Consider the following 26676-nt stretch of genomic DNA (forward strand, 5'->3'; position numbering starts at 1 on the left):
AGTTTGGATTGTATCTAAACTACAAGCTTTTTCTTTTTTACTACTTCCACCAAATCCAAGCCCAAAAGTAATTTCGTATATTTCGAGGAGTAATGTGTATAAAACGTTCCCCGTTAAAGAAGCAATTTAAATTTGGAAGTGTTTCATCTGGATTTTCTGAAATAAAGGTGACGATATTTTCGTTGCTTGTAACGGTTACTGTAATTGGTGGGTCGGTAGGTGAAACTTGAAGTTGTAATGAAATATTCGCCGTGTTTTTAAATTCATTATTAATAGGCGGGCTTATCACTTGTACTGTGAATAACACGATAATTGTTTCGTTTGGTTCTAAATTAGTAGCGACTAGGAAACCGATATTCGGATTTGCTAGTGGAGAGCGTTCGCTGTTAATAAAGACAGTACCGTCCATAAATTGTAAACCTGCTGGAATGGTATCTTGTAAAGAAACTTTTGAAAGTGAAATGTCAGAAGTATTCGTAATACGCACCGTATAATTAAAATATTGGTTTAAATAAGCTGAGCTGACGGATGCATCTTTCACTACTGTGGCAGTTACAAATTGAACTGGTATACGAACGATATTTGAATTAACAATAAAAGTAATAATTGGGTCCTGCGGTGTCAATTGGAATGCGGCTGTGACGGAAGCAGAATTGATAATTGTACTGTTTGAAGGAATAGAAGTGACGAGAACTTTAAATGTTATCGTTGCTACTGAATCAGCTGGTAAAGCACCGATATTCATACCAGTGTCTGGACGGACATTTGGAACTGGAGTACCGTTAATTGTTACGCTGTTTTCTATAAATGTTGTACCAGTTGGAATGGTATCTAAAATAGAAGTACTTATTGTAGGAATAGGGGAATGGTTCAATACCTCTAATGTGAATGTAATCATATCACCTATAACGGCAATAGATGTGTCGGTTGTTTTGTTAATACGAACCATAGGATCGACTACTGTTGTTGTAACGACATTTGTTTGCTTTGTAATGGTAATAGGGGGTTCATTCGGATCGATGGTAACAGTATAGGAAACAGAAGCATCGTTATTTATTGCCGGTTGATGAGTTGTAGGAGATATTGTTACTTGGAAAGTAATGATAGTAGATGCACTAGGAGCAAGGCTTCCTAATATAATACCATTTTCCGGATTTTCATTAGGCTGATTGATTCCATTAATCGTAACGCTGCCCGTAACGAAGGTAGTATCTACTGGTGCGGTGTCTATGGCAAGGATATCTTCAATAATCACATTACCATTATTCGTAATCGTAATTGTATACGTTACAGTTTGACTAGGTAATGCATGTGTGACATTAACAGACTTTATGGCAACGACATTATCATTTTGGACAGTTGTTGTGACGGTATTTGTTGTAGTTGTATTTGTGACAGGTACGTTATTTGGGTTGACTATATAGTTAAAGGTAGTAATGGCTTGGTTGGTCAGTTCATTTGGAGTTGGGATAGAAGTCACGGTTACTTGGAATGAAGCGATAGCATTTCCGCCGACAGTTATAGTATTAATTGGTATACCACTTACTGGATTAACTCCCGGAAGAGTTTCTCCGTTTACAACAACGCTATTCTCTACAAACGTAGTACCTTGAGGAATCATATCTTGAATGGTTACATTATTTGCTGCAACATTACCAGTTTGATTGAGTGTAATTGTATAAGTTAACGTGTCACCGACTGTTGCAAATGCAAGGTCAACAGCTTTATTACTATTTAAATTTGCATGATGAATTGCTGTTACGGCAGCTGATGAAAGAAGAGTTTCGGTAATAGGCGGCTGGTTTGGTATCGTGTATTGGTATTCAATTGTACTCGTGTTAGAGATTGGATTTGTTTGCGGAATCGAAGTAACCCGTACTTGGAATAGAACAGTTGCTGTTGTATTAGGCGGAATGTTATCAATTTGTATCCCGTTAAGTGGATTGTCATTTGGGCGCGCAGTTCCATTTACAATAACACTATTCTCTATAAAGTTCGTATTTGATGGGATGATATCTGTAACAATAATGTTTTCTACTTGTATATTCCCATTGTTTGTGATGGAAATTGTGTAAGGGATAATCGTTTGTAGATTGGCATATTGGATAGGCGTTGTTTTTGCTGCAATTACATTAGCTGAAATAACTTCAGTGAAGGTAATATTACTAGTCGATATTTGTTCTTCGCCACTAATTGTATAACGAGAAGTTGATTGGTTTTGGATACGACTGCTAGCTGGAAGAGATACCACAGTAACGGAAAACGTGACTGGGATAGAAGCGTTAGGGGCAATCGTTCCTACAAGTATATCGGCACTTGGGTTCGCGTTAAGTTGAGGAATATGATTTACTAAAACGCTACCGACTATAAAGGTTGTTCCATCAGGTATATTGTCTGTAAATACAACAGCAATAGCATCTGTGTTTCCTATATTCGTTAAAGTTGTTGTATAAGTTAAAATGTCACCAATCGTTACAGAAGTTAAATCAACAGTTTTCAGTGAAACGATATCAGCGTCGTTAATTTGAACGAAAGTAGTATTGGAAGTAGTAGATTTTTGAATTGGTGCAAAGTCAGGATTGAAAATAAAGTCGTAGACGATGTTTGCAGTATTAGGCGTTGGATTTACAGCTGGTAAATTCGTAACGGAAACTTGAAACATTATTGTAGTCGCTTGCCCTGACGCAATATTAGGAATGGAAAATCCGATATTTGGATCTGCTGCAGGAAGTACAGTATTGTTAACTGTTACACTTCCCGGAATAAATACTGTGCCATCTTCTATAGTATCTGTAAAAAAGATGGAGTTAGTTGCAGTGGATCCGTTATTTTGAATGAATACTGTATATTCAACGGTTTCATCAATATTTGCTAATACTTTATTAGCGGATTTTGTAGCGATAAGAATAACATCAATAAATTGTATATTTGTAGTATTGGAAGAGGTCGTTTCTGAAATTGGTGGTGCGCTTTGTTCCGGTTGATATTCATAGTGAATGACAGCGATATTATTAATATTATTTTGTGATGGTATAGAAGTTACATTTACTTGGAACGTAACAATAATCGTATTGTTTGGAAGAATGATATCAAGATTGATACCGGTACTTGGATTTTCATTAGGTCTTGGTATGCCATCTACAAGGATGCTATTTGGAACGAATGTGGTGCCAGCGGCAATTGCGTCAATTAGGAGAGTATTTGTAATAGGTACTGTACCAGCGTTTGTAACGGCGACTGTATACGTGATGATTTGACCGATGCGTGTAATGGATCTATTGGCGGATTTAATTGCATTAACATTTGCTGTCCGAACTTCAGTATTTACTGCATTTGATAACGATCTACGCTGAATAATAGGAGAACTAGGGTCAATTTGGTATTCATACGAAGTGTCTGAAATGTTAATGACTGTGTTGCTGGAAGGGATACTTGTAAGTTGTACTTCAAATGAAATAGTGACTGTTTCATCTGGTTGTATCGTGCCGAGAGTTACTCCGTTTTCAGGGTTCGCACCAGGCTGCATTACATTGTTTATTGATAAGCTATCTTCAATGAATATAGTACCCTCTGGAATATTGTCAATGAACACAGTATTGTTAGCTGGAATAGTTCCTATATTTTGTAGTGTATTTGTGTAAGTGATATTTTGCCCGATGGATACGAAAGTAACATTCGCCTGTTTAACAGAAATAATATTTGCATTTTGAAGTGATGTTGTAACGATATTAGAATTTGCAGAGCGATTCACTGGTGGAGCTGTAGAAATACTTACATATTGGTAATTTGCAGATGATTGATTTACAATTTCGGTTTCAGTTGGTGGATTATTTGTTTGTACTTGAAATAGTATTGTTTTGGAACTGTTTGGTGGAATCGTTCCAATTGGTATTCCGTTTTCTGGATTTGTACCAGGCTGAAGTACACCGTTAATTGTGACACTGTCTGGAACGAATGTAGCCCCAGCTGGAATAGAATCTGTAAAAGTAATATTTATTGCGTCAACATTTCCGGTATTTTTCACTTCAGAAATATAAAGTATAGTTCCGCCAATATCTACAGTTATTGGATTGGACGTTTTTGTGATTGTTAATTGTGCTTGCACGAAATTTGTAATGACAATATTACTTGTAGATGTTTCAGTAATAGGCGGTTGCCCTGGGTCTGGTTGAATTGTATATGTTGTATTAGACTGATTTGTAATCGATTGTTGTGAGAATGGATCGTTAATAAGAATTTGGAACGAAATAAGGTGAGTAGCGTTTGCTGCTAGGTTAGGCAAAGTAACACCTGCATTCGGATTTGCACCAAGTATAGCTGTTCCGTTAAGTGTAAAACTATTTTCTATGAATGTAGTACCTTCTGGAATCGTATCTGAAAATATGAGATTAGTAGCTGGAATATTTCCGGTATTTTCTACTGTTATCGTATAGGTCAAAATATCCCCTGTTGTTGCTTGTTGTGCATTGACTGCTTTTAAAGAAAGCACATTCGCATCCGAAATTTGTGTGAAAGCTGGATTAGAAGTAATGGTTCGAGAGATGATAGGAGCAGTTGGATCGGCGATAAAAGTATAGTCAATACGGGCTATATTAGAAATTGGATTCACACTTGGAATGGATTGAACGATCACTTGGAATATGACGGTGACGATTTCTGACGGTGCAATGGAGTTTAATGGTATCCCTACGTTTGGATCGGCACCTGGAACTGAAACGGTATTAATAGTCACGCTATTCGGAATAAACGCAGTTCCTTCTGGGACCAAATCTGTTAAAGTAACTGTATTTGCAGTTGTATTCCCGTTATTTTGAACGACTACAGTGTAAGTGATAGTACCGTTAGTAGACTGTATGAGGGAATCTGTATTTTTAATTACAGATAGCGATGCATCAACGACAGTTGTACTAACCGTATTAGATGAAGAAGTTGCTGTAACTGGAGGTTGACTTGGGTCAACAATATACGTGTAACTTGTAAGTGCTTGATTTATAATCGCTCCTTGCGGCGGAATAGAACTTGCAAGAAATTGGAATGTAATCGTAGCAGAATCACCTGGTGCGATAATACCAACTGGAATACCGAGAGTTGGACTTGCATCTGGAAGTGAAATCCCGTTAAGCATAACACTATTTGGAACAAATAATGCCCCTCCAGGGACTCCATTAATGAGTAATACAGAATTAGCAGGGAAGTTTCCAGTATTCGTTAATGTTGCTGTATACGTAATGATATCTCCGATAGATACAATTGATCGATTTGCTTCTAAAACAGTTGTAACAGTCGCGTTATTAATTTGTGTGGAAGCACTATTAGAAGTTATTGTACCTGTAACAGGGGGAGAAGTCGGATCAACTATAAATTCGTATTGAATAGATGCAACGTTTGTAATTGGGTTCGAAGGTGGAGTAGATGTAACGATGACTTGGAACGTAACGGTTGAGGAACTACCAGTATTCACAGTTCCGATATTCACTCCGTTATTTGGATTTGCACCTGGGATGGTACTTCCATTTACAGTGAAACTATTTTCAACAAAAGTCGTTCCTACTGGAATCGAATCTGAGAAATTTACATTCGTAGCGTTTGTATTGCCGCTATTTTGAAGTAAAACTGTATAAGTGATCGTGTCTCCGATATTCGCAAAGGCTGTATTAGCAGTTTTTACAGCTGAAAGCGTTGCTGAATTAATAGAAGTAACGAAGACGTTCGTTTCCACATTGCCAGGCTGAGCTTGTAATGTATTTCCTACGTTATATTGGAAGTTTACAAATCCTAAGTTTTGGAGTTCTGTTGTGAATGTTGTTGGATTGCTTACGATTTGAACTTGGAATACGATTGTTACCATTTGATTTGGAGTGATTGTATTTATACCAACGCCATTAATAATAGAAGCGGAAGGTAATGGAGTGCCATCAACAATAACTGATCCTGCAACAAATTGTGTCCATGTTGGTAAAGGGTCTGAGAAGATAACATTGTTAGCGGAAATATTTCCTATATTCGTAATGGTCGTTGTATACGTAATCGTATCACCAATCGTTGCAAAAGATTTATCTCCTATTTTAATAGTAGTTAAAATAGCACTTTCAATTTTTGTTGTAACGTTATTAGAAGTGATATTTTTTGAAACTGGAGGATTTTTTGGATTAACGATATGTTGAAAGCTAACGCTAGCTTGATTGGTAATTGGATTTATAGGCGGGATTTCATTAGCATTAATATGAAATGCCACAATGACAGATTGATTTGGCGCAATATCACCAATTGGAACACCTGTAATGATATTTGCATTTTGGATGCTAGTTCCGTTAATTGTAAAGCTATTCGGTTCAAAGGAAGTTCCATCTGGAATCAGGTCGGTAAAAATAACATTCGTCGCACTAACATTTCCGCTATTTGTTATTGTAACGGTGTAGACAATATCTTGCCCGATATCCACTGTTGCCACATTTGAATTTTTTTGTGCGGTAAGGATAGCGCTATTAATTTGTGTTGTCGTTGTATTAGATTGATTGGAGGTTGTAATAGGTGGCTGGCTAGGATCAACGACATAATGATATGTGGTAGAAGCAGCGTTAGAAATGGGGTCAAGTGTTGGAAGTGTAGCAACTGTTGCTTGGAAAGTAACGATTGCTGTATTACCACCAGGAATGGAACCGATATTTACACCAGTAGATAAATCAGCGTTTGGAATGGCTTGCCCGTTAACTGTGAAACTATTCGGAACGAAAGTGAGATTGCTATTAAGAATATCAATAATGGTTACATCTGTAGCGGTCGTATTCCCGGTATTAGGAAGGTTAAGTGTAAATGTTATTGTATTACCAACATCCGCAAAAGTAAGATCTGCTATTTTTGTACTAATAATATTTGCGTTGTTTATTTGAAGAAGTGTCGTGTTGGAAGTAGCTGCACTCGATACTGGCGGATTCCCTGGGTCCACAGTAAACGCATAAGTCGTGGATGCTGTATTTGGTGCTGGATTACTAGGTGGGATGCTGTTCACCGTAACTTGAAAGACGATACTATATATTTCATTTGGTGGAAGTGTTGCAAGTGCTACACCTGTATTCGGATTCGCATTCGGTTGTAAAACGCCATCGACTGTTAATGTGTTAGGAACGAATGTGAGTCCGCTTGGTAATGCATCTGTGAATACTATATTAGTAGCATCCGTATTTCCTATATTTGAAATAGAAGTAGTGTAAAAAACAGTTTGCCCGATATCTGCAAAGGATACATTTTCATTTTTCGTCATGGATAATATAGCTTCTTTCATTTGCGTTGAAACAGGATTACTAATTGAAGTTTCTGCATCAGGCGGCGAGACTAATTGATACGATGTTGATGAGAAATTTACAGCGGGGTTTTGTGTTGGTAAAGAGGTAACAGTTACTTGGAACGAAACATTTACTGTATTCTCAGCTGTTATAGGGCCAATATTTACACCGTTCGATGGGTCCGCACCGCTTTGAGGAATGCCATTAATAGAAAATGAGTTTGCAATAAATGTAGTTCCGCTCGGCGCAGTATCTGTGAATATAACATTTTGTGCAGATGAATTTCCGTTGTTTGTTAAAGTAACAGTATAAGTGAGTGTGTCTCCGATATGACTAAATGATTTATCAACTTGTTTTGATGAAAGAATGGTAGCTGTATTAATGGTAGTGAACGCTATATTTGAAGTAGTGGTTCTTGAAACAATAGGTGCATTTGGATCAGCGATGAATGTGTAGGAAGCAGTAGCGGAATTGGCAATAGGATTTTGGGCTGGTGTAGAAGTAGCGGTAACTTGAAATGCTATTGCTATTGAGCTGTTAGGAGCAATTGACCCAATAGTAATACCTGTATTAGGGTTAAGGCCGAGTTGTGTGATACCATTTATTGTGACACTATCCGAAACGAACGTTGTGCCGTCTGGAATAAGGTCAGTGAACGTAATATTCGTCGCGTTTGTATTACCGTTATTTGTTAATAGTGTCGTATAGGTTATCGTATCACCTAGTGTTACAAGTGTTTGATCGACCGATTTTACCATTGTTATCATAGCATCTAGTACAGGGTTTGTAACGATATTCGTTGAAGTAGAAGTAGTAGCAGGAGCTGCGCTAGGATCAACAGTATAAGAGTATAAAATTGTATCGTTACCCATAATCGAACTTGAAGGGGGCACAGAAATAACATTTACTTGAAAAGTAACAGTTACTGTTGCACCAGGAGCGATATTTGGTATAGTTACTCCAAGTGCTGGCTGTGCACCAAGTTGCTGAACGCCATTGATTGTGACCGAATTTGGTATAAATGTAGTGTTAGCTGGAATAGCGCTTGTGAAAGTAATATTCGTTGCTGGTTTATTCCCAGTATTTGTAATCGTAGTTGTATACGTAACTTTATCTCCGACAGAAATAATGGATTTATCAGCACTTTTTGTGGTAGTTAATATAGCGCTATTTATTGTTGTAGTAACGGTATTAGATGAAGCGGTTTGAGTGATAACTGGTTGACTTGGATCGACAATATGCTGAAATTGTACAGAACTGGAATTAGAGATTGGATTTATACTTGGAATGTTTATGACAAGTGCGTTAATAGTAATAATGGACATTCCGCTTGGGTTTATATTTCCAATCTGAATCCCGTTCCCGGGATTTCCAATTTGCTGCGCACCAGAATCATTTACAAGAGTGCCAGATATAAATGTCGTTCCATCAGGCAAAAGATCCGTGAAAATTATATTTTGTGAAGTGACATTTCCAGGGTTACTTAATGTGATTGTATAAGAAATGGTATCGCCAATTGTTGCGAAAGCTTTATCTACAGATTTAACGAGTGCAATTTCCCCAGCATTTATTTGTGTCGAAACAGAATTAGATGACGTACTTCGTGAAACAAATGGTAAATTAGGTCCTGTCATAAATTGATAATTAATAGAAGCGCCGTTTACAACCGGTGAGTTTGGTCCTCCGGGTCCGATTGTAAAAATAGGATTTGGGATACTAACTACTTGCACACGGAAGGTAACGTTTATAAAATCTCCTGCAATAATATCCCCAATGGGTATCCCATTCGCTGGATTTACTCCAGGTAATAAAACCCCACCTACTCGAACGCTATCCTCTATAAATACTGTATTATTTGGAATCGGATCTGTAAAAATGATATTCGTAGCAGTTGAGTTTCCTATATTATCTAATAAAACTGTATACGTTAAAAATGAATTTCCAGGTGCGATATCAGAAAATAGACGATCCACACTTTTTGTTGCTTGGATGATTGCTTCATTAATTTGCACTAAAGTTGGATTACTTGTAGCTGTTTCTGTAACTGGCGGCTGGGTAGGATCCACAATGATAGAATATGTCGTGCTAGATTGATTCAACGTTGGATTTGTAGCAGGTATTGAACCAACGATCGCTTGAAAACTAATCGTTGTCGTTCCTCCAACTGGAATGGTGTCTAAAGAAATCCCGTTATCTGGTCTAAATCCAAGTTGTGGGATCGTATTAATTTGTACGCTATCAGGCACGAATGAAAGTTCAGGTGGTAATATATCGATAAAAACAGGTGTGTTTGCGGTAGTATTTCCGCTATTAGTGAGCGTAGTTGTATACGTAATTGTATCTCCAACAGCGGAAAATGCACTGCTCGCAGTTTTTGTTGCGATAACGGAGGCAGTATTTACTTGTGTAAAAGTTTTGTTGGATTTAACGGTTCGTGAAACAGGCGGTTCATTTATATCAACAATAAAGCTATATTGAAGCGATGATTTGTTCGGAATTGGATTAGGGTTTGGAAGAGTTGTAATGTTTACTTGAAAGCTGAGTATAAATGATGCATTTGAATTTATGTTACCGATATTGATACCGTTTTGTGGATTTGCATTAGGGATGGTTGTTCCATTTACTGTAAAACTATTTGGAATAAACGTCGTACCATTTGGAATTAAATCTGTAAAAATAACATTGTTTGCGGTAGTGTTGCCGGAATTAATAATGGTAGAAGTGAAAGTAAGTGTATCTCCGATAGTAGAGAATGTTGAATTGACAGTTTTATTTATAGATAGAGTAGCATCAATAATTGGAGTAACCGTCGTATTCGTAATTGTACTACCAACAGCAGGTGATTGGTTTGGATTCACGGTATATTCATAATTTACAAGAGCATTATTTGTTAATGTGCCACTAGGTGGTATAGCTAAAATTTGTGCTTGAAAAGTAATGAATACAGTATCTCCAGGTGAAATATCTGCTAAGTGAATACCAAGTGATGGGTCTAATCCTGGCTGAGGAACATTATTGATAGTTACGGAATTTTGGACAAAGGATGCGCCTGCACCAAGTCCATCCGTTAAAACAGTTGCACTAGCAGGGATATTTCCTGTGTTCGTAACTGCAATCGTATAAGTAACGATATCTCCAATTGCAGCATTCGGTGTATTCACTGATTTCGTAGCGAGAATAGTAGCATTGTTAATTTGAGTTGTTATTAAGTTACTTAACGCATTAGAGGATACTGGAGGTAAGTTAGGATTTACGACATATTGGTAAGCTGTATTACTTTGATTAGGGATTGGATTCGGATTCGGGATGGAATTTACTTGCACTTGGAACGAGATGGTCGTATTTGCATTAGGGTTTATTGGATCGATTACTATGCCACTTGCTGGATTTACATTAGGGAGTGTATTCCTATTTACTGTTACACTATTAGGAATAAACGATGTGCCACTTGGGATTACATCTGTAAATATTACATTTGACGCAAGTGTGTTTCCGTTATTCGTTAAAGTAGTTGTGTACGTAATAATGTCATTTACGTTAGCGAACTGTTTATCTGCAGATTTTGTAGCGGTAATAGAGGCGTTATTAATAGTTGTCTGTACAGTGTTAGATGCCACCATCTGCATGACGGCTGGCTTGGATGGATCGTACGTGTATTGGAATGTAGTGCCTGATTGATTTGTAATCGGATTTACAGCAGGGATAGTTGGTATAAAAACTTGGAATGCAACAGTACGTGATGAATTTGCTCCTATCGTACCAATAAGAATGCCGTTAGCAGGATTTGCATTTGCTATAGGAACACCGTTAATCGTTACAGTGTTAGGAAGGAAGATAGTACCAGCTGGAATGATATCTGTAAACGTTACATTGGAGGCAGGTATATTGCCATTATTACTTAAAACTGTTGCATAAGTTATGACATCACCAACATCAGCGAAATTTGTGCTCGTTAGTTTCGTAGCAACAATATTAGCGGTATTAATTTGTGTCGTTACTAAATTACTAGTAGCATTTCTAACAACAGTAGGTAAATTTGGATCTGCGATAAAGCTATATTGAAGTGCAGCACTGTTTTGAACTGGGTTTGGTGAAGGTAAACTATTTGTACTAATTTGGAAAACAATTGTTGTAATGCCGCCTGCTGGAATTGTACCGACTTGAAGACCGACACTTGGATCCGCACCTAGCTGTAAAGCGCCGCCTATAAAAGTACTATTTGGTACGAGAGTTGTGCCAGGAGGGAGTATATCGGTAACGACTACATTATTTGCTGGAGTATTTCCAGGGTTAGCTAGGGCAATTGTGTATGTGATCGGTTGCCCAACATCTGCAATAGTTAAATCTACCTGTTTGACAATAACTACATTTGCTAAGTTGATTTGTGTACTTACAGTGTTACTTAAAGATGTTTCTATAGTTGGTGGGTCGCCCGGATTTAAAATAAAGCTATACTGTGTACTAGATGAATTTATTGTTGGGTTTTGTGTGGGTAAAGAGGTGACAGTTACTTGATAAGAGACGGTAAGTGAGCCGTTAGCAGGAATGGAAGGTAACGGAACACCGACATTTGGATCGGCGTTATTTTGGAGTACACCATTAATAAGGAAAGTGTTTGGGATAAAGGTAGTACCGTCAGGATTCGTATCAACGAAAGTAGGACTATCAGCGGAAACACTTCCTGCATTCGTCAAAGTAACGGTATAAGTTAATATATCTCCTACGGTAGCAAACGCTCGATCCACTGCTTTGTCTGAAATGACATTTGCGTCATTCACTTGAGTAAATGTAGTGGTTGAAGTTGTGTTCTTACTTACAGGGGAAGCATTTGGATCCACAATAAAGTTATAGGCAATAGAAGCGCTATTTGAAATAGGATTTGGATTTGGTATGCTAGTTATTAATACTTGGAATGAAGCTGTGATTGTAGTACCGGCATTAATACTACCAATAGTAATGCTAGTTGGTGTAATGCCTGGCTGAGTAATGCCGTTAACTATGACACTGTTCGGTATAAAGGCAGTACCATTCGCAATTGAATCGGATAGTACTACATTGTTCGCCGCAACATTTCCATCGTTTGTAAGAGCAAAGGTATAAGTTAATACATCTCCAACTTCCGCAAATGTTTTATCTACAGACTTAGTAGCATGAAGATTTGCTAGTCTAATTGTTGATGTAACTGAATTAGAATTTGCTGTTTTTGAAGTTGGTGGCAGACTGGGATTTACAGTATATAAATAAGAAGCGAAAGCATTATTAATGATAGGATTTTGGGTGGTAATATTGATGACTGTTACTTGGAAAGAAAGAGTAACAGTGGCACCGCCAGGAATTGTGCCAATGGGTAAAGCAATGAGAGAATCTACATTTTGCAAAACTCCGTTTAGTGTTACAGTACTAGGAGTCAATATCGTTCCATTTGGAAGTGGATCTGTTAGTTGAACGTTAGTTGCAGCTGTATTTCCACTGTTTGTAATAAGAATTGTATAACTAATTGTTTCGCCAATTGTAGCAAATTGTTTATTTGTTGATTTTGTTAATGTTAAATTCGCATTGTTAATTTGAGTGGAAACGAGATTAGAAGAAATATTTTTTGTAATTGGTGATTGGCTAGGATTGACGGTATATTGATAAGAAGCACTTGAACCATTAGATACGACATTTGACGCGGGTATTGTGTTTACTACTACTTGAAATGAAACAGTTTTTGTTGAGCCAGTTGGGATCAATCCAATGTTCACACCGTTAGCGGGATTTGCACCCACTTGTGTCGTGCCATCTATTGTTAAACTGTTAAGGACAAAAGTTGTTCCGGTAGGAATGACATCTGTAAAAATAACGTTGTTCGCATTCGTATTACCTGTAGCTGTAAAGGAAACGGTGTAAGTTAATGTATCACCAATATCTGCAAAATTTTTATCTACTACTTTTGCCATAGTTACAGTAGCGTTATTCACTTGAGTAGATACGATGTTGGTCGTATCAGTCCCACTTACTGCCGGCTGATTTGGCACAGGAATGTATTGATAAGTTGTTGTACCACTATTTAATATTGGGTTTGTTTGCGGGATAGAAGGAACGAATACTTGGAATGAAACAGTAGTCGTAGAATTAGCAGTAATAGTTCCGACGGATATACCATTAGCGGGATTTGCACCAGCTTGAGTAACTCCGTTAACAGTTACACTTCCTGGAATGAAAGTAGTCCCGCTAGGAATCGGATCTGTATATAAAACGTTCGTTGCGGCGATATTTCCTATATTAGCTAAGGCGATACTATAAGTTAACGTTTCGCCAATATCGGTAAAGATTTTGTTAACTGATTTTGTCCCATTAATATCTGCGAGGTTAATTTGTGTTCCTGCAGAGTTGCTTGTTGCAAGACCATTAAAAGTCGTTCCACCGGCAATTGGTGTATATTGAAATGTAATATTAGCAGTGTTAGAGATAGGGTTTTGGCTTGGAAGAGAAACGACAGTTGCTTGGAAAGTTACTGTACGAGAAGCGCTATTATTAATTGTTCCAAGAGATATACCAGCAGCGGGATTTGCATTTGTTTGAGGTACGTTATCTATCGTTACAGTGCCAGGTATAAAGGAGGTACCGTTAGGAAGACTGTCTATAAAAATAACGTTATTGGCGGGAAGAAGCCCGGTATTAGGGATAGTAACGGTATAAGTGAGAACATCTCCAATTGCAGCTACGCTTTTATTCACGCTTTTCGTTGCTTGTATGTTAGGCGAGTTTATATTAATTTGTAATCCGACTGTATTTAACATATATGCATCTCCGTTAGTTGTTAAACGGATTGCGGCGGAGACTTGGGAATTTGTTAAATAAGGAGAAATATCAATAGAAGTAATGTCCCAGCCTTGCCTTCCAGCGGAGATATTTGTACTTGTAGAAGCACTTTGATTTCGTGTTCCAAATGTCCCAGTTGTATCTAAATTTCCGGCAGCGTTATTCACTTGAGAACCGAAGAAATTATTTACAGCATTATTTGGCCCAGATAAGGCATTTAATGAACTGAAATTCGGTCCAAATAATGCTTGATCCCCAGTTAAATCAGCATCCCCTTCAGTAGAACTTATAAATAATCTCCCGCTTACAGGTCCTCCAGCAGGTGTTAAAAACCCTGAGACAGATACATCTGCACTACCAGTTTCTACAGATACACGGTTACCAGCTACGTAAATTGTTAAATTTCTTGCGGGTAAGGAACCGTTTTGATAAGCGACAATGAGCGTCCATCCAGAAGAATTGATAGCTCCGTTAGAAGCATCTAAAGGATCAACAAGTCCAGGGACAGAGCCGGTTGTATAAGAGCCAGATCCTCCAGCTTGAACGAGGGATGTTACATCTGCGGAACGCGTATAGAATCCAAATGTGACAGATCCAGAAACGAATGTTTGATTAGAAGCTGTAACGGTTGAAGGGGTAATTGAGTATGTTGACACAGGTGTTGCAAAAGAAACAGGGTTTCCTAATACACTCGTAATATTTTGATCACGAGATAAGTAGTTCCCACCCCAAACAAGTTCTGCATAAAGAATAGTACTACCAGCAGGGATATTTAAAATAGCGGTAGAACTATTTTGTGTATAGTTTAATGTTGTACCCGCAGGAAAAGTAGTTACTTGTAAAGCGGTATTCGTAGTTGCGAATGCACCAATTGCCCCGATTGTACCAGCACGGTTTAGATTACTAATTTTACTTAAGCCTAAAGTATTTCCTGTAATAGCGAGTGCGCCGTTCGTGGTGGTAGAAAATCGATTCGTAATGGGCATGTTGTCACCTCATTTACAATATAGTCTTGGTCAAAATAGGATATGTTTGTGACAGATAAAGTGAAACATGTACAAGTTGATTTGATAATAATGATTTAAATGTCTAGATAAGGGGATGAAGTATGCTTGAATTGGAAATTAAGGTGGAATGTCTTAGGGAAGAACAAATAGGCGATATTGTAGCATTATCTTCTTATATTGGGTGGGATTATAACAGAGAAGAAATTGAGACTATTTTTGATTCAGGTATTGTATATGGTGTGTGGAATGAGAGGGAGAAACTAATTGCTAGCGCGGCAATAATATTATATGGGGAGAAATTAGCGTCTATCGGAATGGTCATTGTACATCCGAATTATAAGGGGAGAGGGATTGGAAAGGCTATAACGGATGCATGCATTAAGAGCGTATCGGTTCAAACTCCCATTATGCTTATTGCTACGGATGAAGGAAAGCCTCTATATGAAAAATTAGGGTTTAGAGTAGTAAGCTATGTTTCTAAATACATATGTAGCTCGTACAATGTGAATGATTATTGTGTGGGAAATGAAGATTATATGGTGAAGTATGAAGAGTGTGATTTAGAAGAAATAATAAAATTAGATGAAAATGCGTTTGGAACAAATAGAGAAGAGTTTTTAACGAAAAGAATGATACAAAGTGAACAGTGCATTGTTGTAAAGGACAAGGAACAAAATGTATTAGGTTACGGTTTAAGTATACAAACATCAGAAAATAAAATAATAGGACCAGTCGTTGCGAAAAATGATGCGATGGCAATGCGAATTGTTCATCATTTAGCAAGAGAGCATAATGGTAAATTAAGAATGGATGTACCAAAAGGAAAGAATGGTTTCATGAAAGAATTAGAGATTACTGGTTTTCAAAAGGTTCATACACCACCAATTATGATGAAAAATAGCGATAAATTATTAAAAAGGAGTAATGAACTGTATAGCATTGCAGCACAAGTTTTTGGGTGAAAAAAGAATCCTTTCGTGAAAAGGATTCTTTTTTATAGCCAACTTAATCACGATATTGATCATGAATAGGTTGAAAAAGGTCTTCCTCGACATCTCTAACAACTGAAAAATGATCAACATTATAATGACCGTGTAGAATTTTATTATGATGACCAATGATTTGCTCAGCAGATAATACGTTAGAGTCAGTTGTGGAATGACCGTTTTCAATTAATGTAACGTCAAATCCTTGTACAGTAGCTGTTCTAACAGCGGTGTCGATGCAATGTTCTGTTTTACATCCACCGATAACGATATGATTAATTTTTTCTTTTTTCAAAAGTTCGAGTAAAGAAGTGCCATAGAATGCGTTTGTTGCTGCTTTATTAATAAGGATTGCAGAGTTAGGTACTTGAATTTGATTATGTACTTCAAACCCTTCTCCGCTGCCAGAAGCAACATCGATATCCCTTACGAAAACAATAAGGACATTTGAATCTATCGCTTTCTGTACGGCTGTATTTAGTGTAGATAATAACTCGGTTTTACGAAAAACTTCATTTTCTTTTTCATTTCCATCCATTAATTCTTGCTGCGCATCGATAATTAATAGTGCTTGTTTCATCGTGTCTCCCCTTTAATATGAAATAAGTGCCCCTATACATATTCATTCATCTTGTAGGGAAATCCTCTATTGTCTATGAAGTAGACGATAGATTTACAAAGTTGTCAAAGAAATTTCATTCTCATAGCGTGTAAAAACATGTATGATAGGAGATGGAGAATTTTTGAGTAGGTGGGAATAACATGCAAACAGTAGAAGATTATCTTTCATTCTTACATACGAAAGGATTTAAATTATCAGAGGAAGCACAAGGATTTATTATGTTCGGACAAGGATATACGGGTGCATCTGATGGAATTGTGAACGCAGCAATAGAAGCGACAATTAAACATCAATTACAGTTTGATGGAAGTTATTTTGTTGCGTTATTAGAACGATTGAAAGAAGAAGAAATTACAGATAAAAAAAGCGCAAAGGCTTTTATGCGGAAGTTACAAGCGTAACTTCATGCAGCCTGCGCTTCTTTTTTTGTTTTGGAAGGTAATTCAACAAAAATCATGCCTAGAAAAATACATAAGCATCCGATAATAGCAGAAATAGAAAGTTGTTCGTTTGCCACGAGAACGCCTGTTAAGGCAGCAAAAACGGGCTCCATCGCGAAAATGATTGCTACTCTTGTTGGAGACGTATGTTTTTGTGCTGATGTTTGAATGAAAAAAGCAATGGATGTTGCAAATAGGGAAGTTAGAAATAGAGCAAATAAAAAGGAAGAATTCGTCCATAGTGCTACTGAAAATAATTTTTCCCAATCTTCAAACAAAAAGGCGCAAATAGAAGAAAACATGCCGACAGCTAATACTTGCGACGTGCTTAACAATAAAGGTGATATTTTCTTAGAAAAGAAGCCGTTAACGAGAATATGAGCAGCGAAAGCAACTGCACAACCGAGAACGAGTATATCTCCAATGTTTAATTGAAAAGAATCACCAGCCGTTAATAAGTATAAACCTGCTGTTGCTACAGCAATACCAAGTACGATAAAAATGTTAGCTTTTTGTTTTAAAAAGATAAAAGACAAAATGGGCACCATAACGATACTAAGCCCTGTTAAGAAACCTGCTTTTGAAGACGTTGTATAAAGTAAGCCGAAAGTTTGTAATACATAGCCAACACATAAAAAGAATCCAACAATTAATCCAGCGAAGCTACTCTGTTTTATATCTTGTTTTGAAGTTTTTTTTGCGAAAATCATTTGAACGAATAATAAAATAATTCCAGCGAATAAAAAGCGAATACCGTTAAAAGTAAATGGGCCAACGAAAGACATAGCATTTTGAACGACAACAAATGTAGCTCCCCAAATAAAAGAGACAAATAATAAAGCAAGAGGAGCAATCCAATCTTTTTTCACACTCATACCCCCGTTAATTTTGTAAGATAGCTTTTCTAGCTAATTCATCAGCTACTTTATTTTGACTACTTGGAATCCACTTAATAAAAAAGAGATCGAAACTTTTTATGTACTGCAGTGCTTCCTCTAATAGCGGTGCAAACACTTTATTTTTTGCGTATTCTTTTTCAACAGCTCGCTCGACAAGTTGCGAATCTGTACGAAAAGAGACAATGTTATAATTATGCTCCGTGCAATATTTTAATGCAGCAAGTAAAGCGTGGTATTCTGCTTCATGATTGGACATTGTCCCAAGGGGCAATGATAATTGTACAGCTGGTTGCACCCCTTTAATAAATACGCCTGCACCAGAAGGACCAGGATTTCCTTTTGATGCACCATCAATATATACTTCAATCAAAATGAGAAACCTCCAAATGATAAGATGATCCCCTACTTATATGTTTCCTTTTAAGTAGGGGATAGAGTAACTTAGCCGATTGTAATACTATAACGACATGTAAATGTTTCATTCGCTTGTAAAGATTGAATTCCTTTTTTTTCCTTGAAATCTTTTGCTGGAGTTACTTCATCGGCAATTCCGTACCAAGGTTCAATACATAAGAAAGGTGCATTCTCGCCTGGTGTCCATACGCCGACAAATGGGAATCCGTCAAATTCTACTTTTACAAATTTATTATGTTTATGAGAACGGATAGAGATTTCATCCGTATTCATATTTTCAAAAATAAGTGCATCATTTTTGAATAAATCGTATGTAAGTGGTAATTCATGCGTATTTTCAGCGATTAATTGCTTTTTACTTGAAAGGTAAGGTCCTTCTAATACGCTTGTTTCTAAGCGTTCAGAACCATTAAATGATAAATGATAATCTGTAAATGATTCGCCCTCTAATAAGGGGAAGTTGAAACCAGGATGTGCTCCGATTGAGAAGAACATCTCTTTTGAAGTAGGGTTATTTACTTCATATGTTACATGAACGATTTGTCCGTCCAGCTCATAAGAAACGAGTAATTCGAATTCGTATGGGTATTTTTTTAATGTTTCTTCATTACTAGTTACAATATAAGTGATTTTCGTTTCACTTTGTTCTTTTACAGAGAATGTAAGATCACGAGCAAAGCCGTGTTGTGTTAAAGAATATGGTTTACCATCTACGTAGTATGTATTATCTACTAATCGGCCGACAATTGGGAATAAAATTGGTGCGCGGCGCCCCCAATAAGTAGAATCGCCTTGCCATAAATATTCAGTGTTATCTTCTTTTAAGCGAACGCTTTGTAATTCTGCACCTTTGTCAGAAATGGAAACGATCACTTTTTCATTTTGAATTGTTGCTGTCATGAAGTGAAACCTCCTAAAACTTTCATATGTTTTATTATACGTTGTCTAAAAGAAAAAAGGTAGTTAATGATAGGAATCTATTGACGAAAGGGAGTGTATTGCGTAGAATATAATCTTGTTGCTTAAAAAGCGAATAACGTGGTTCGAAACCATCCCACGTAAAAAAACTAAGGAGATTTTGTCATGAATATTAGAACATTAGTCGGTAATGGTATTTTAGCGGCATTATATATTGCTGTTTCTATGCTTATTCAGCCATTTGGCTTTACAAATGTACAGTTTCGTATTTCAGAGATGTTTAATCATCTTGTTGTATTTAATAAGAAAGCAATTTACGGAATTGTATTAGGTGTATTTTTAACAAATCTCTTTTTCTCACCAATGATCGCTTACGATTTAGTATTTGGAGTAGGGCAATCTATTCTTGCATTAGTTGCAACGATTATTTCTATGCGATTTATTAAAGGTGTTTGGGCTCGTATGATTTTTAATACAGTTATTTTTACAATTACAATGTTTATGATTGCAATTGAGCTTCATCTTGCATTTGATTTACCATTTATGTTGACTTGGTTAACATGTGCCATCGGTGAATTTGTTGTCATGGCGATTGGTATGCCTGTAATGTACTGGATTAATAAACGAGTACAATTTGAAAGATTTATGTAATAGATGAAAGAGCTATTCCTAAAGGGATAGCTCTTTTTATGTGTAATCATATTGAATATAATACTGTGACTCTTGATAAAATATAATAAAATAAAGTGAGGCTTTCATTAGCTGGTTACATAAAAGAAGTCTTATATAAGGGGAATCTAGTATGAAATATAAAATTCATTGGTTGTATAAAACGAAGCACGGTTTGCAGACGGAATTAACGACAGATTATATGAACATAGAAAATGTACTGCAATTTGCAGAGGATTTCGAGAAAACAGGAAGAGTGAAAGAACTATCATTTTATGATGAAATGGATGCAGAATGGTCATTAAAGGAAATGAAAAAGCTGAGTAAACAAGTGGAGGAAGAGCTACAAGAAATACTCGTTTATTTTGATGGTGGTTATGATGTACAGACGAAAGAAGCTGGGGTAGGTATATGTGTATACTATAAAAAAGGGAATAAACAATACCGAATTCGCCGTAATGCATATATAGAAGGTATATATGATAATAATGAAGCGGAATATGCATCATTACTATATGGTATGAAAATACTCGAGGAATTAGGAATTAAGTATGAAGCAGTTACACTTCGCGGTGATTCGCAAGTTGTACTGCAGCAATTGGCTGGAGAATGGCCTTGTTATGATGAGCATTTAAATCATTACTTAGATCAAATTGAACAAAAAGCGAAGCAAATGAAGTTAAAGCTTGTATGTGAACCGATATCTAGAAAACAAAATAAAGAAGCGCATCAATTAGCTACGCAAGCATTAGAAGGAACCGTCATTGATAGTCATAAAGAAATAACCGAATAGAGAGGTGCAAAGGTGGATAAAAAGCAACTCATTACAGAGGTAAATGACTTATTAGAAACGTATTGTGAAGGGTGTTTTCTGCGAGAACATAATCGAAAGACAAATAGTAAGTATTATGCTCATTCCTTTTGTATCAGGCAATGTACAGTTGGAGAAACATTGAAGAAGTATGGAGAACAGTTGTCATGAAAAAACATCCAGAGAAAGTTCTCTGGATGTTTTTTAGTGTCTAGCTTCGTTTAGTTGATGCTCGCATTTGCTTAATTTTTTTTCTTCATTCATTAAGAATGGCTCATCTAAATCTGTTGCCACAGATTTCATAATTTCAAGCTGAGAGCGAGCGGCTTCTACAGCAGTAGTAGCATGCTCTAATGTATCTGGATCCATTGAAATTGTCGCTGATCCTACCATTTTTTGTGCTGTTTCTACACGGAATTTCACTTCTTCAAAATCATTTACTTCTGATCCCATTATTACTTCCTCCTTTGTATATTGCGCATTTCACATAGTTTTTGCTCTGTAAAACGGAAATATACAAAGGAATAACAAAGGAGGTTACCGAATAAGGTAACCTCCTGTTATATGTTGGATTAAAGTTTTACTACGTTAGCAGCTTGAGGTCCGCGGTTTCCTTCAGTGATATCGAAAGATACTTCTTGGCCTTCTTCTAAAGCTTTATAGCCGTCACCTTGAATAGCAGAGAAATGTACGAATACATCGTCAGCGCCTTCCATTTCGATAAATCCAAAACCTTTTTCGTTGTTAAACCATTTTACTTTTCCTTGCATGTTACAATTCCCCCTAAAAACATTTGCTTTTTTTCATTTAGTGAAATTCATTTGAAAGATAATATAAACTAAAAATGCTATAATCTTGAATATTCTGCTAAATGATTAATTTAAATATACACGAATTGGTAGAATTTAGTCAAGTAAGCGATTTTATTTTTTTGTATTTTTAAATAATTTTTCAGCCAGATTTTTAAATAGGTATAGGACAGGCCGAGTATGTAATATTCTTAATTGAATGCTATACATAATGAGGTGAAAGAAAGAATGAATGAGTCTTATTTATTAGATAATGAAGGAATGAGAACGAGAACTGACATACCAAATTGGGTTACAAAAGAATTTCAAAATTTTTCGAGTGTCGTGCTAGAACCAACTTTCCCGTGCTATTTCGGCTTAACAGCTTTGAAAAAGAATGAACTTCGTTATTCATTTCTCTCTCATAATGATTGGAGTCATTTGCCACATACAATGTTATCTTTTTTAGAGTTAATGAAAGAGCGACCAATTGTAAGAAGAGGATTTTTTCTTTTTGTGGAACCGGAATGTGAGGACCAATCACTGGAATATTATCGTGATTACTTTTGGAAAGTACTACAATATTTACATGAAAACGATGATCAGACATGGCCGAAGCAAATTCCTGAAGACCCAGACCATTACTTATGGGAATTTTCATTTAGTGGTGAACCGATATTCGCATTTGGAAATGCGCCAGCTTATAAACAAAGAAAAACTAGGCATTTAGGAAATTCTCTCGTTATTGGGTTTCAACCACGCACCATCTTTGATGGATTAGAAGGGGATCGTCCTAAAGGAGCATATTCAAGACAAACGGTCCGAGATCGAGTTGAAAAGTGGGATCAGCTGCCGAAGCATCCTAACATTAGTCATTATGGTGATCCAGATCATCGGGAGTGGAAACAATACTTCATAGGAGACGATGTAGAGCCGATAAAAGGAAAATGTCCTTTTCTTCATAAGTTAGAAAAGTAAGAGCCATCATCCGGATGGCTCTTTTGCATATTTTGGATAAAAAAGGGTATTTTAGTAGTAAATATTTTGATGAAAGCTAGTCTATTTTTAATCATTACATCATTACTTAATAGTAAAGGAAGTAGAAAGGATAGAGCGATGTTTGGAGCGATTATACAACAAATTGTATTAGGTATTTCATTAGCTGCGCCGGTAGGTCCGATTAATATTGAAATGTTAAAACGAGGAATTGAACGAGGTTTTTGGCATGCGTGGGTTGTTGGAATTGGTGGAATGACTGCAGATATTTTGTTTATGCTTCTCATTTATTTCGGTTTATCTTCTGTGTTTATGTATACATATGTACAAGCTTTTATGTATTGCACAGGGTTTTTCTTATTATTTTATTTAGGATTTCAAAGTGTAAAACAAGGAATTTCCCATACGAATATGGAATATAAAAAGGAAGAGGTAGGTGGCCTTAAACAATCGTTTATGGCAGGTTTTTTAATTGCGATATCCAATCCATTAAATCTTGTTTTTTGGTTTGGTATATACGGAAGTACACTTAGCTCATTGCTTACGAAAGTAACGAAACAAGAAGCCTTTTTGTACAGTCTTTGTATTATCGTTGGCATTATTTTATGGAATTTAAATATCGCTTTTTCTGTCCATTTTGGCAGGACGTTATTAAAGCAAAAAGCACTTGGCTATATAACAGCCGGAGCAGGTATTATTTTAGTAGGATATTCTATCCATTTTGCATACAAAGCTTTACAGTTGTTCACATAAGATTGAAGGGGAGATTTTTATGTATCGAACCACTATTGACGGAAAAGAAATTATTATTACGCTAGCACCAAAAATCCGAAAAGAAATTACTGATAGGAATCCACTATATGAAGCGGTATTTCATAATGCAGCAAGATTACTACAAACAAAGCAACCGACGTTTGCAGTAAATCATGAAATATTTGGGCTCATTATTGGAGAGGTACAAAGAGGAGAAGTAACAGTGTTTGCGGTGGAACATATTATCCCAAAGCAAAATATATTTGGATCGAACAATTTTTTCTCGACAATAGAGCAACAGGCAAATTTGTAAAGTGAATAGAATAAGAATAAAATAATAGAAATAGTCGTAACGATATGTTGCGGCTGTTTTTTTGGAAAAGGGGGAAGGAAGATGAAGAGAGTGGGGAAAGAGTTCTTTTTACAACATGATATCGTTATTATGTATAGTATTTTATTTATTTTCATCATTATTTTAAAAATGCAATTATTCACATGGATCGGTATGTTAGCGTGTTTGTTTGGGATTGTTTTTTATACGCTTAATGAATATATGACACATCGATTTTTATTTCACTTAAAGCCACCAAAAAACGTATTTTTATTAAAAATGTTAAGAAGATTACATTATGATCATCACGTATATCCAGATGATTTAAAACTATTATTCTTGCCTGTATGGTTTAGTATACCTAGCTTTACTATATATTTACTTATATCATACGCTATAACAAAAAGTGTTACTATTACACTTTCATTTGGAATCGGAATGATTATCATGCTTCTCGTTTATGAATGGAAACATTATATCGCACATAAGCCAATTCGTCCGTTCACAAAGTTTGGGCGCTGGCTAAAAAAACAGCACATATTACACCATTATAAAAATGAAAAGTTTTGGTTTGGTGTTTCAAATCCAGTATTCGATTTCATATTTGGAACGCTTAAAGATGGAAAAGACGTTGAATTAAGCGAAACAGCTCGTAATTTAGAAAAAGAGAAAAAGACAGAAGTAGTGCGATAAGCACTACTTTTTTATTTGGTTTTAATGAGCCTCAAATTTTGACTAGTATGAGATTACAGTACGCAAATTTTATGCTGAAAAAGTATATTAAAAACTTAGGGGAAAATGCCGAAAAATGTCTATCGAAAAATCTTTGCAGGAATGTATGGATTGTCTAAAATGAAAATAAGTTTCTGAATATTTATAAAATTTAGTCTTTAGGTATGCAAGGGGGAATTGTATTTTTAGTAAGAGAGGGGATTGGATAATGAAACGAGATGATACGTCAGCACGTAAGTTACAAAATGAGGTGAATTATACAGAGGTCGTTCAGTCAGAAGAATTTCAATTGCTATTAAATACGAAAAAGAAGTTTATCGTTCCAATGAGTATTTTCTTTTTAAGTTTTTTTATTGCATTACCTATTTTAACATCGTATTCAAAGGTGCTAAATACACCAGCATTTGGGGATGTTACGTGGGCATGGGTGTTTGCATTTGCACAATTTATCATGACGTGGTCATTATGTATGATTTATAGCAAAAAAGCGGAATCCTTTGATAAAATCTCGCAAAACATTCTACAAGATATGCAAAAAGGGAGGGGCTGACTTTGAATGTAACCGCATTTGCACTATTTTTAATCATCGTTCTTGGTACACTCGTCATAACTTATTTTGCATCGAAGAAAACGAAAAATGCGAGTGAGTTTTATACAGCTGGAGGAGGATTAACTGGCTGGCAAAATGGTCTGGCCATTGCGGGAGATTATATGTCTGCTGCGTCTTTTCTTGGTATAGCCGGAGCGATCGCGTTAACTGGGTTTGATGGGTTCTTTTATAGTATCGGTTTCTTAGTTGCTTACTTAGTTGTATTATACTTAGTTGCAGAGCCACTTCGAAATTTAGGGAAATACACGCTAGCAGATATGATTGCGGCGCGTTTTGATGCGAAAAAAGTTCGCGGAGTTGCAGCGCTTAATACAATGACGATTTCAATTTTTTATATGATTGCACAATTAGTTGGGGCTGGTGCACTTATTAAATTATTATTAGGGATCGAATATACGACATCCGTTTTAATCGTTGGCACATTAATGACAGTGTACGTTATATTTGGCGGAATGACTGCGACGAGCTGGGTACAAATTGTTAAGGCTGTATTACTTATGGCTGGTACATTTATTATTTCTGTTATCGTTTTCTCAAAATTTAATTTTAGTGTGACTGAAATGTTCGCTCAAATGAAAACAGCTACGCCATTAAAAGATTCATTTTTAAACCCAGGAGTAAAGTATAAAGATGGTCTGGATACACTTTCTTTAAATTTAGGACTAGTCCTTGGTACTGCCGGATTACCACATATTCTTGTTCGCTTTTTTACAGTACGTGATGCAAAAACAGCACGTCAATCTGTTGTATACGCTACGTGGTTAATTGGCGCATTTTATATTATGACAATTTTCTTAGGGTTTGGGGCAGCGGCATTTGTAGGGAATGAGGCGATTATTAAAGCGAATCCTGCTGGTAATATGGCAGCACCTTTATTAGCGAAAGCGTTAGGTGGAGATTTCTTATTTGCTTTCGTATCAGCAATTGCATTTGCAACGATCTTGGCTGTAGTGGCGGGACTTGTATTAACAGCCGCATCAGCATTTGCACATGATTTTTATAATGAAATCATTCGCAAAGGGAAATCAACGGAAAAAGAGCAAGTTTCAATGGCCCGCTATGCATCTATTGGAGTAGCGGTATTATCCATTATACTAGCGTTATTTGCTCAAACATTGAATGTAGCATTTTTAGTTTCATTAGCATTTGCAGTTGCAGCGAGTGCAAATCTACCAGTTATATTATTCACAATATATTGGAAGCGCTTTAATACGACAGGTGCTATCTCTGGTATGATTGTTGGCCTTGTATCAGCAATTGTTCTCGTAGCGTTAAGTCCTAATGTTTGGAACCCTGTAGCTGGAAAAGCTATATTTGTTGGGGAAGCGATTTTCCCATATACGACACCTGGAATTATTTCAATTCCGCTTGGATTCCTTGCAGCATATTTAGGAACCGTGTTATCTAGTAAGAAAGAAGATGCTGCGAAATTTGATGAGATTCTTGTGAAATCTAATACTGGCCATGGTATTAGTGATGCATCATCCCATTAAAAAGAGAAGGGCTTTTCGATATATAAGAAAAGCTCTTTTTTTCTTGTAAATATTACTGTAGTGTAAGTAGGATTTTGTCTTAATTTTGTGGAATGAAAATAAGCAGGGAGAAAATTAAAT

General features: G+C 36.4%; 18 protein-coding genes and 1 riboswitch. Of the genes, 11 read left to right on the top strand and 7 right to left on the bottom strand.

Annotation, left to right across the window (positions count from 1 at the left end):
- Window positions 1-40: 40 nt before the first annotated feature.
- Window positions 41-15073, bottom strand: coding sequence for a DUF7507 domain-containing protein (locus ACHZK0_RS08095; protein WP_395761401.1), 15033 nt, complete (start codon window positions 15071-15073; stop codon window positions 41-43).
- Window positions 15074-15195: 122 nt separating this feature from the next.
- Here ACHZK0_RS08095 and ACHZK0_RS08100 point away from each other — a divergent pair, with 122 nt between their 5' ends.
- Window positions 15196-16056, top strand: coding sequence for a GNAT family N-acetyltransferase (locus ACHZK0_RS08100; protein ID WP_395761402.1), 861 nt, complete (start codon window positions 15196-15198; stop codon window positions 16054-16056).
- Between the two features lie 43 nt (window positions 16057-16099).
- Here the strand turns inward: ACHZK0_RS08100 and ACHZK0_RS08105 are convergent, their stop codons facing one another.
- Entirely contained in the window at window positions 16100-16660 is a 561-nt protein-coding gene (locus ACHZK0_RS08105; RefSeq protein WP_270606220.1) for a cysteine hydrolase family protein, read from the bottom strand.
- Window positions 16661-16842: 182 nt separating this feature from the next.
- Here ACHZK0_RS08105 and ACHZK0_RS08110 point away from each other — a divergent pair, with 182 nt between their 5' ends.
- A complete protein-coding gene (locus ACHZK0_RS08110) occupies window positions 16843-17103 on the top strand; it encodes a DUF6123 family protein (protein WP_001195212.1) in 261 nt (86 codons plus the stop codon).
- 2 nt (window positions 17104-17105) lie between these two features.
- Here ACHZK0_RS08110 and ACHZK0_RS08115 read toward each other — a convergent pair whose 3' ends face one another.
- The 3 genes from ACHZK0_RS08115 to ACHZK0_RS08125 form a co-directional block, all read right to left on the bottom strand.
- Window positions 17106-18011: a DMT family transporter gene (locus ACHZK0_RS08115; protein ID WP_395761403.1), complete on the bottom strand. Its 906-nt coding sequence runs from the start codon at window positions 18009-18011 to the stop codon at window positions 17106-17108.
- 13 nt (window positions 18012-18024) lie between these two features.
- On the bottom strand, window positions 18025-18411 hold the full coding sequence (locus ACHZK0_RS08120; protein ID WP_061680513.1) for a reverse transcriptase-like protein: 387 nt from the start codon (window positions 18409-18411) through the stop codon (window positions 18025-18027).
- Window positions 18412-18482: 71 nt separating this feature from the next.
- The gene (locus ACHZK0_RS08125; protein WP_061680514.1) at window positions 18483-19355 is read right to left on the bottom strand and encodes an aldose 1-epimerase family protein; all 873 of its coding nucleotides are present in this window, start codon (window positions 19353-19355) and stop codon (window positions 18483-18485) included.
- A gap of 132 nt (window positions 19356-19487) precedes the next feature.
- Window positions 19488-19532, top strand: a riboswitch (PreQ1 riboswitch).
- Window positions 19533-19538: 6 nt separating this feature from the next.
- Between ACHZK0_RS08125 and ACHZK0_RS08130 the strand changes: the two genes are divergently transcribed.
- From ACHZK0_RS08130 to ACHZK0_RS08140, 3 genes are all read left to right on the top strand, one after another.
- Window positions 19539-20024, top strand: a complete 486-nt coding sequence (locus ACHZK0_RS08130; protein ID WP_001026467.1) for a QueT transporter family protein — start codon at window positions 19539-19541, stop codon at window positions 20022-20024.
- A gap of 151 nt (window positions 20025-20175) precedes the next feature.
- Window positions 20176-20835 (top strand): ribonuclease H family protein, encoded by a 660-nt coding sequence (locus tag ACHZK0_RS08135; protein ID WP_395761404.1) that lies wholly within the window; start codon window positions 20176-20178, stop codon window positions 20833-20835.
- Window positions 20836-20847: 12 nt separating this feature from the next.
- On the top strand, window positions 20848-21024 hold the full coding sequence (locus tag ACHZK0_RS08140) for a zinc-finger domain-containing protein (RefSeq protein WP_000358801.1): 177 nt from the start codon (window positions 20848-20850) through the stop codon (window positions 21022-21024).
- A 33-nt stretch (window positions 21025-21057) separates the two neighbouring features.
- Here ACHZK0_RS08140 and ACHZK0_RS08145 read toward each other — a convergent pair whose 3' ends face one another.
- Together ACHZK0_RS08145 and cspB are read right to left on the bottom strand one after the other, a co-directional pair.
- Complete coding sequence (locus tag ACHZK0_RS08145) at window positions 21058-21306, bottom strand: DUF2564 family protein (protein ID WP_000534395.1); 249 nt, start codon at window positions 21304-21306, stop codon at window positions 21058-21060.
- 119 nt (window positions 21307-21425) lie between these two features.
- Window positions 21426-21623, bottom strand: a complete 198-nt coding sequence (gene cspB, locus ACHZK0_RS08150) for a cold shock-like protein CspB (RefSeq protein WP_001161731.1) — start codon at window positions 21621-21623, stop codon at window positions 21426-21428.
- A 267-nt stretch (window positions 21624-21890) separates the two neighbouring features.
- Here cspB and ACHZK0_RS08155 point away from each other — a divergent pair, with 267 nt between their 5' ends.
- The 6 genes from ACHZK0_RS08155 to ACHZK0_RS08180 all read left to right on the top strand — a co-directional run bounded on the left by ACHZK0_RS08155 (window position 21891) and on the right by ACHZK0_RS08180 (window position 26556).
- Window positions 21891-22619 (top strand): YqcI/YcgG family protein, encoded by a 729-nt coding sequence (locus tag ACHZK0_RS08155; protein WP_270606223.1) that lies wholly within the window; start codon window positions 21891-21893, stop codon window positions 22617-22619.
- A 138-nt stretch (window positions 22620-22757) separates the two neighbouring features.
- Window positions 22758-23390 carry a LysE family transporter gene (locus tag ACHZK0_RS08160; RefSeq protein ID WP_000466561.1) on the top strand — a complete coding sequence of 211 codons (633 nt, stop codon included), beginning with the start codon at window positions 22758-22760 and terminating at the stop codon, window positions 23388-23390.
- A 19-nt stretch (window positions 23391-23409) separates the two neighbouring features.
- Window positions 23410-23703: a hypothetical protein gene (locus ACHZK0_RS08165; RefSeq protein WP_000286363.1), complete on the top strand. Its 294-nt coding sequence runs from the start codon at window positions 23410-23412 to the stop codon at window positions 23701-23703.
- Window positions 23704-23784: 81 nt separating this feature from the next.
- Window positions 23785-24414, top strand: coding sequence for a sterol desaturase family protein (locus ACHZK0_RS08170; RefSeq protein ID WP_061680516.1), 630 nt, complete (start codon window positions 23785-23787; stop codon window positions 24412-24414).
- 247 nt (window positions 24415-24661) lie between these two features.
- Entirely contained in the window at window positions 24662-25003 is a 342-nt protein-coding gene (locus ACHZK0_RS08175) for a DUF485 domain-containing protein (protein WP_000817376.1), read from the top strand.
- A 2-nt stretch (window positions 25004-25005) separates the two neighbouring features.
- A complete protein-coding gene (locus ACHZK0_RS08180; RefSeq protein ID WP_001103251.1) occupies window positions 25006-26556 on the top strand; it encodes a cation acetate symporter in 1551 nt (516 codons plus the stop codon).
- Window positions 26557-26676: the final 120 nt, after the last annotated feature.

The organism is Bacillus sp. 3G2 (assembly GCF_044324725.1).
Taxonomy (GTDB): domain Bacteria; phylum Bacillota; class Bacilli; order Bacillales; family Bacillaceae_G; genus Bacillus_A; species Bacillus_A mobilis.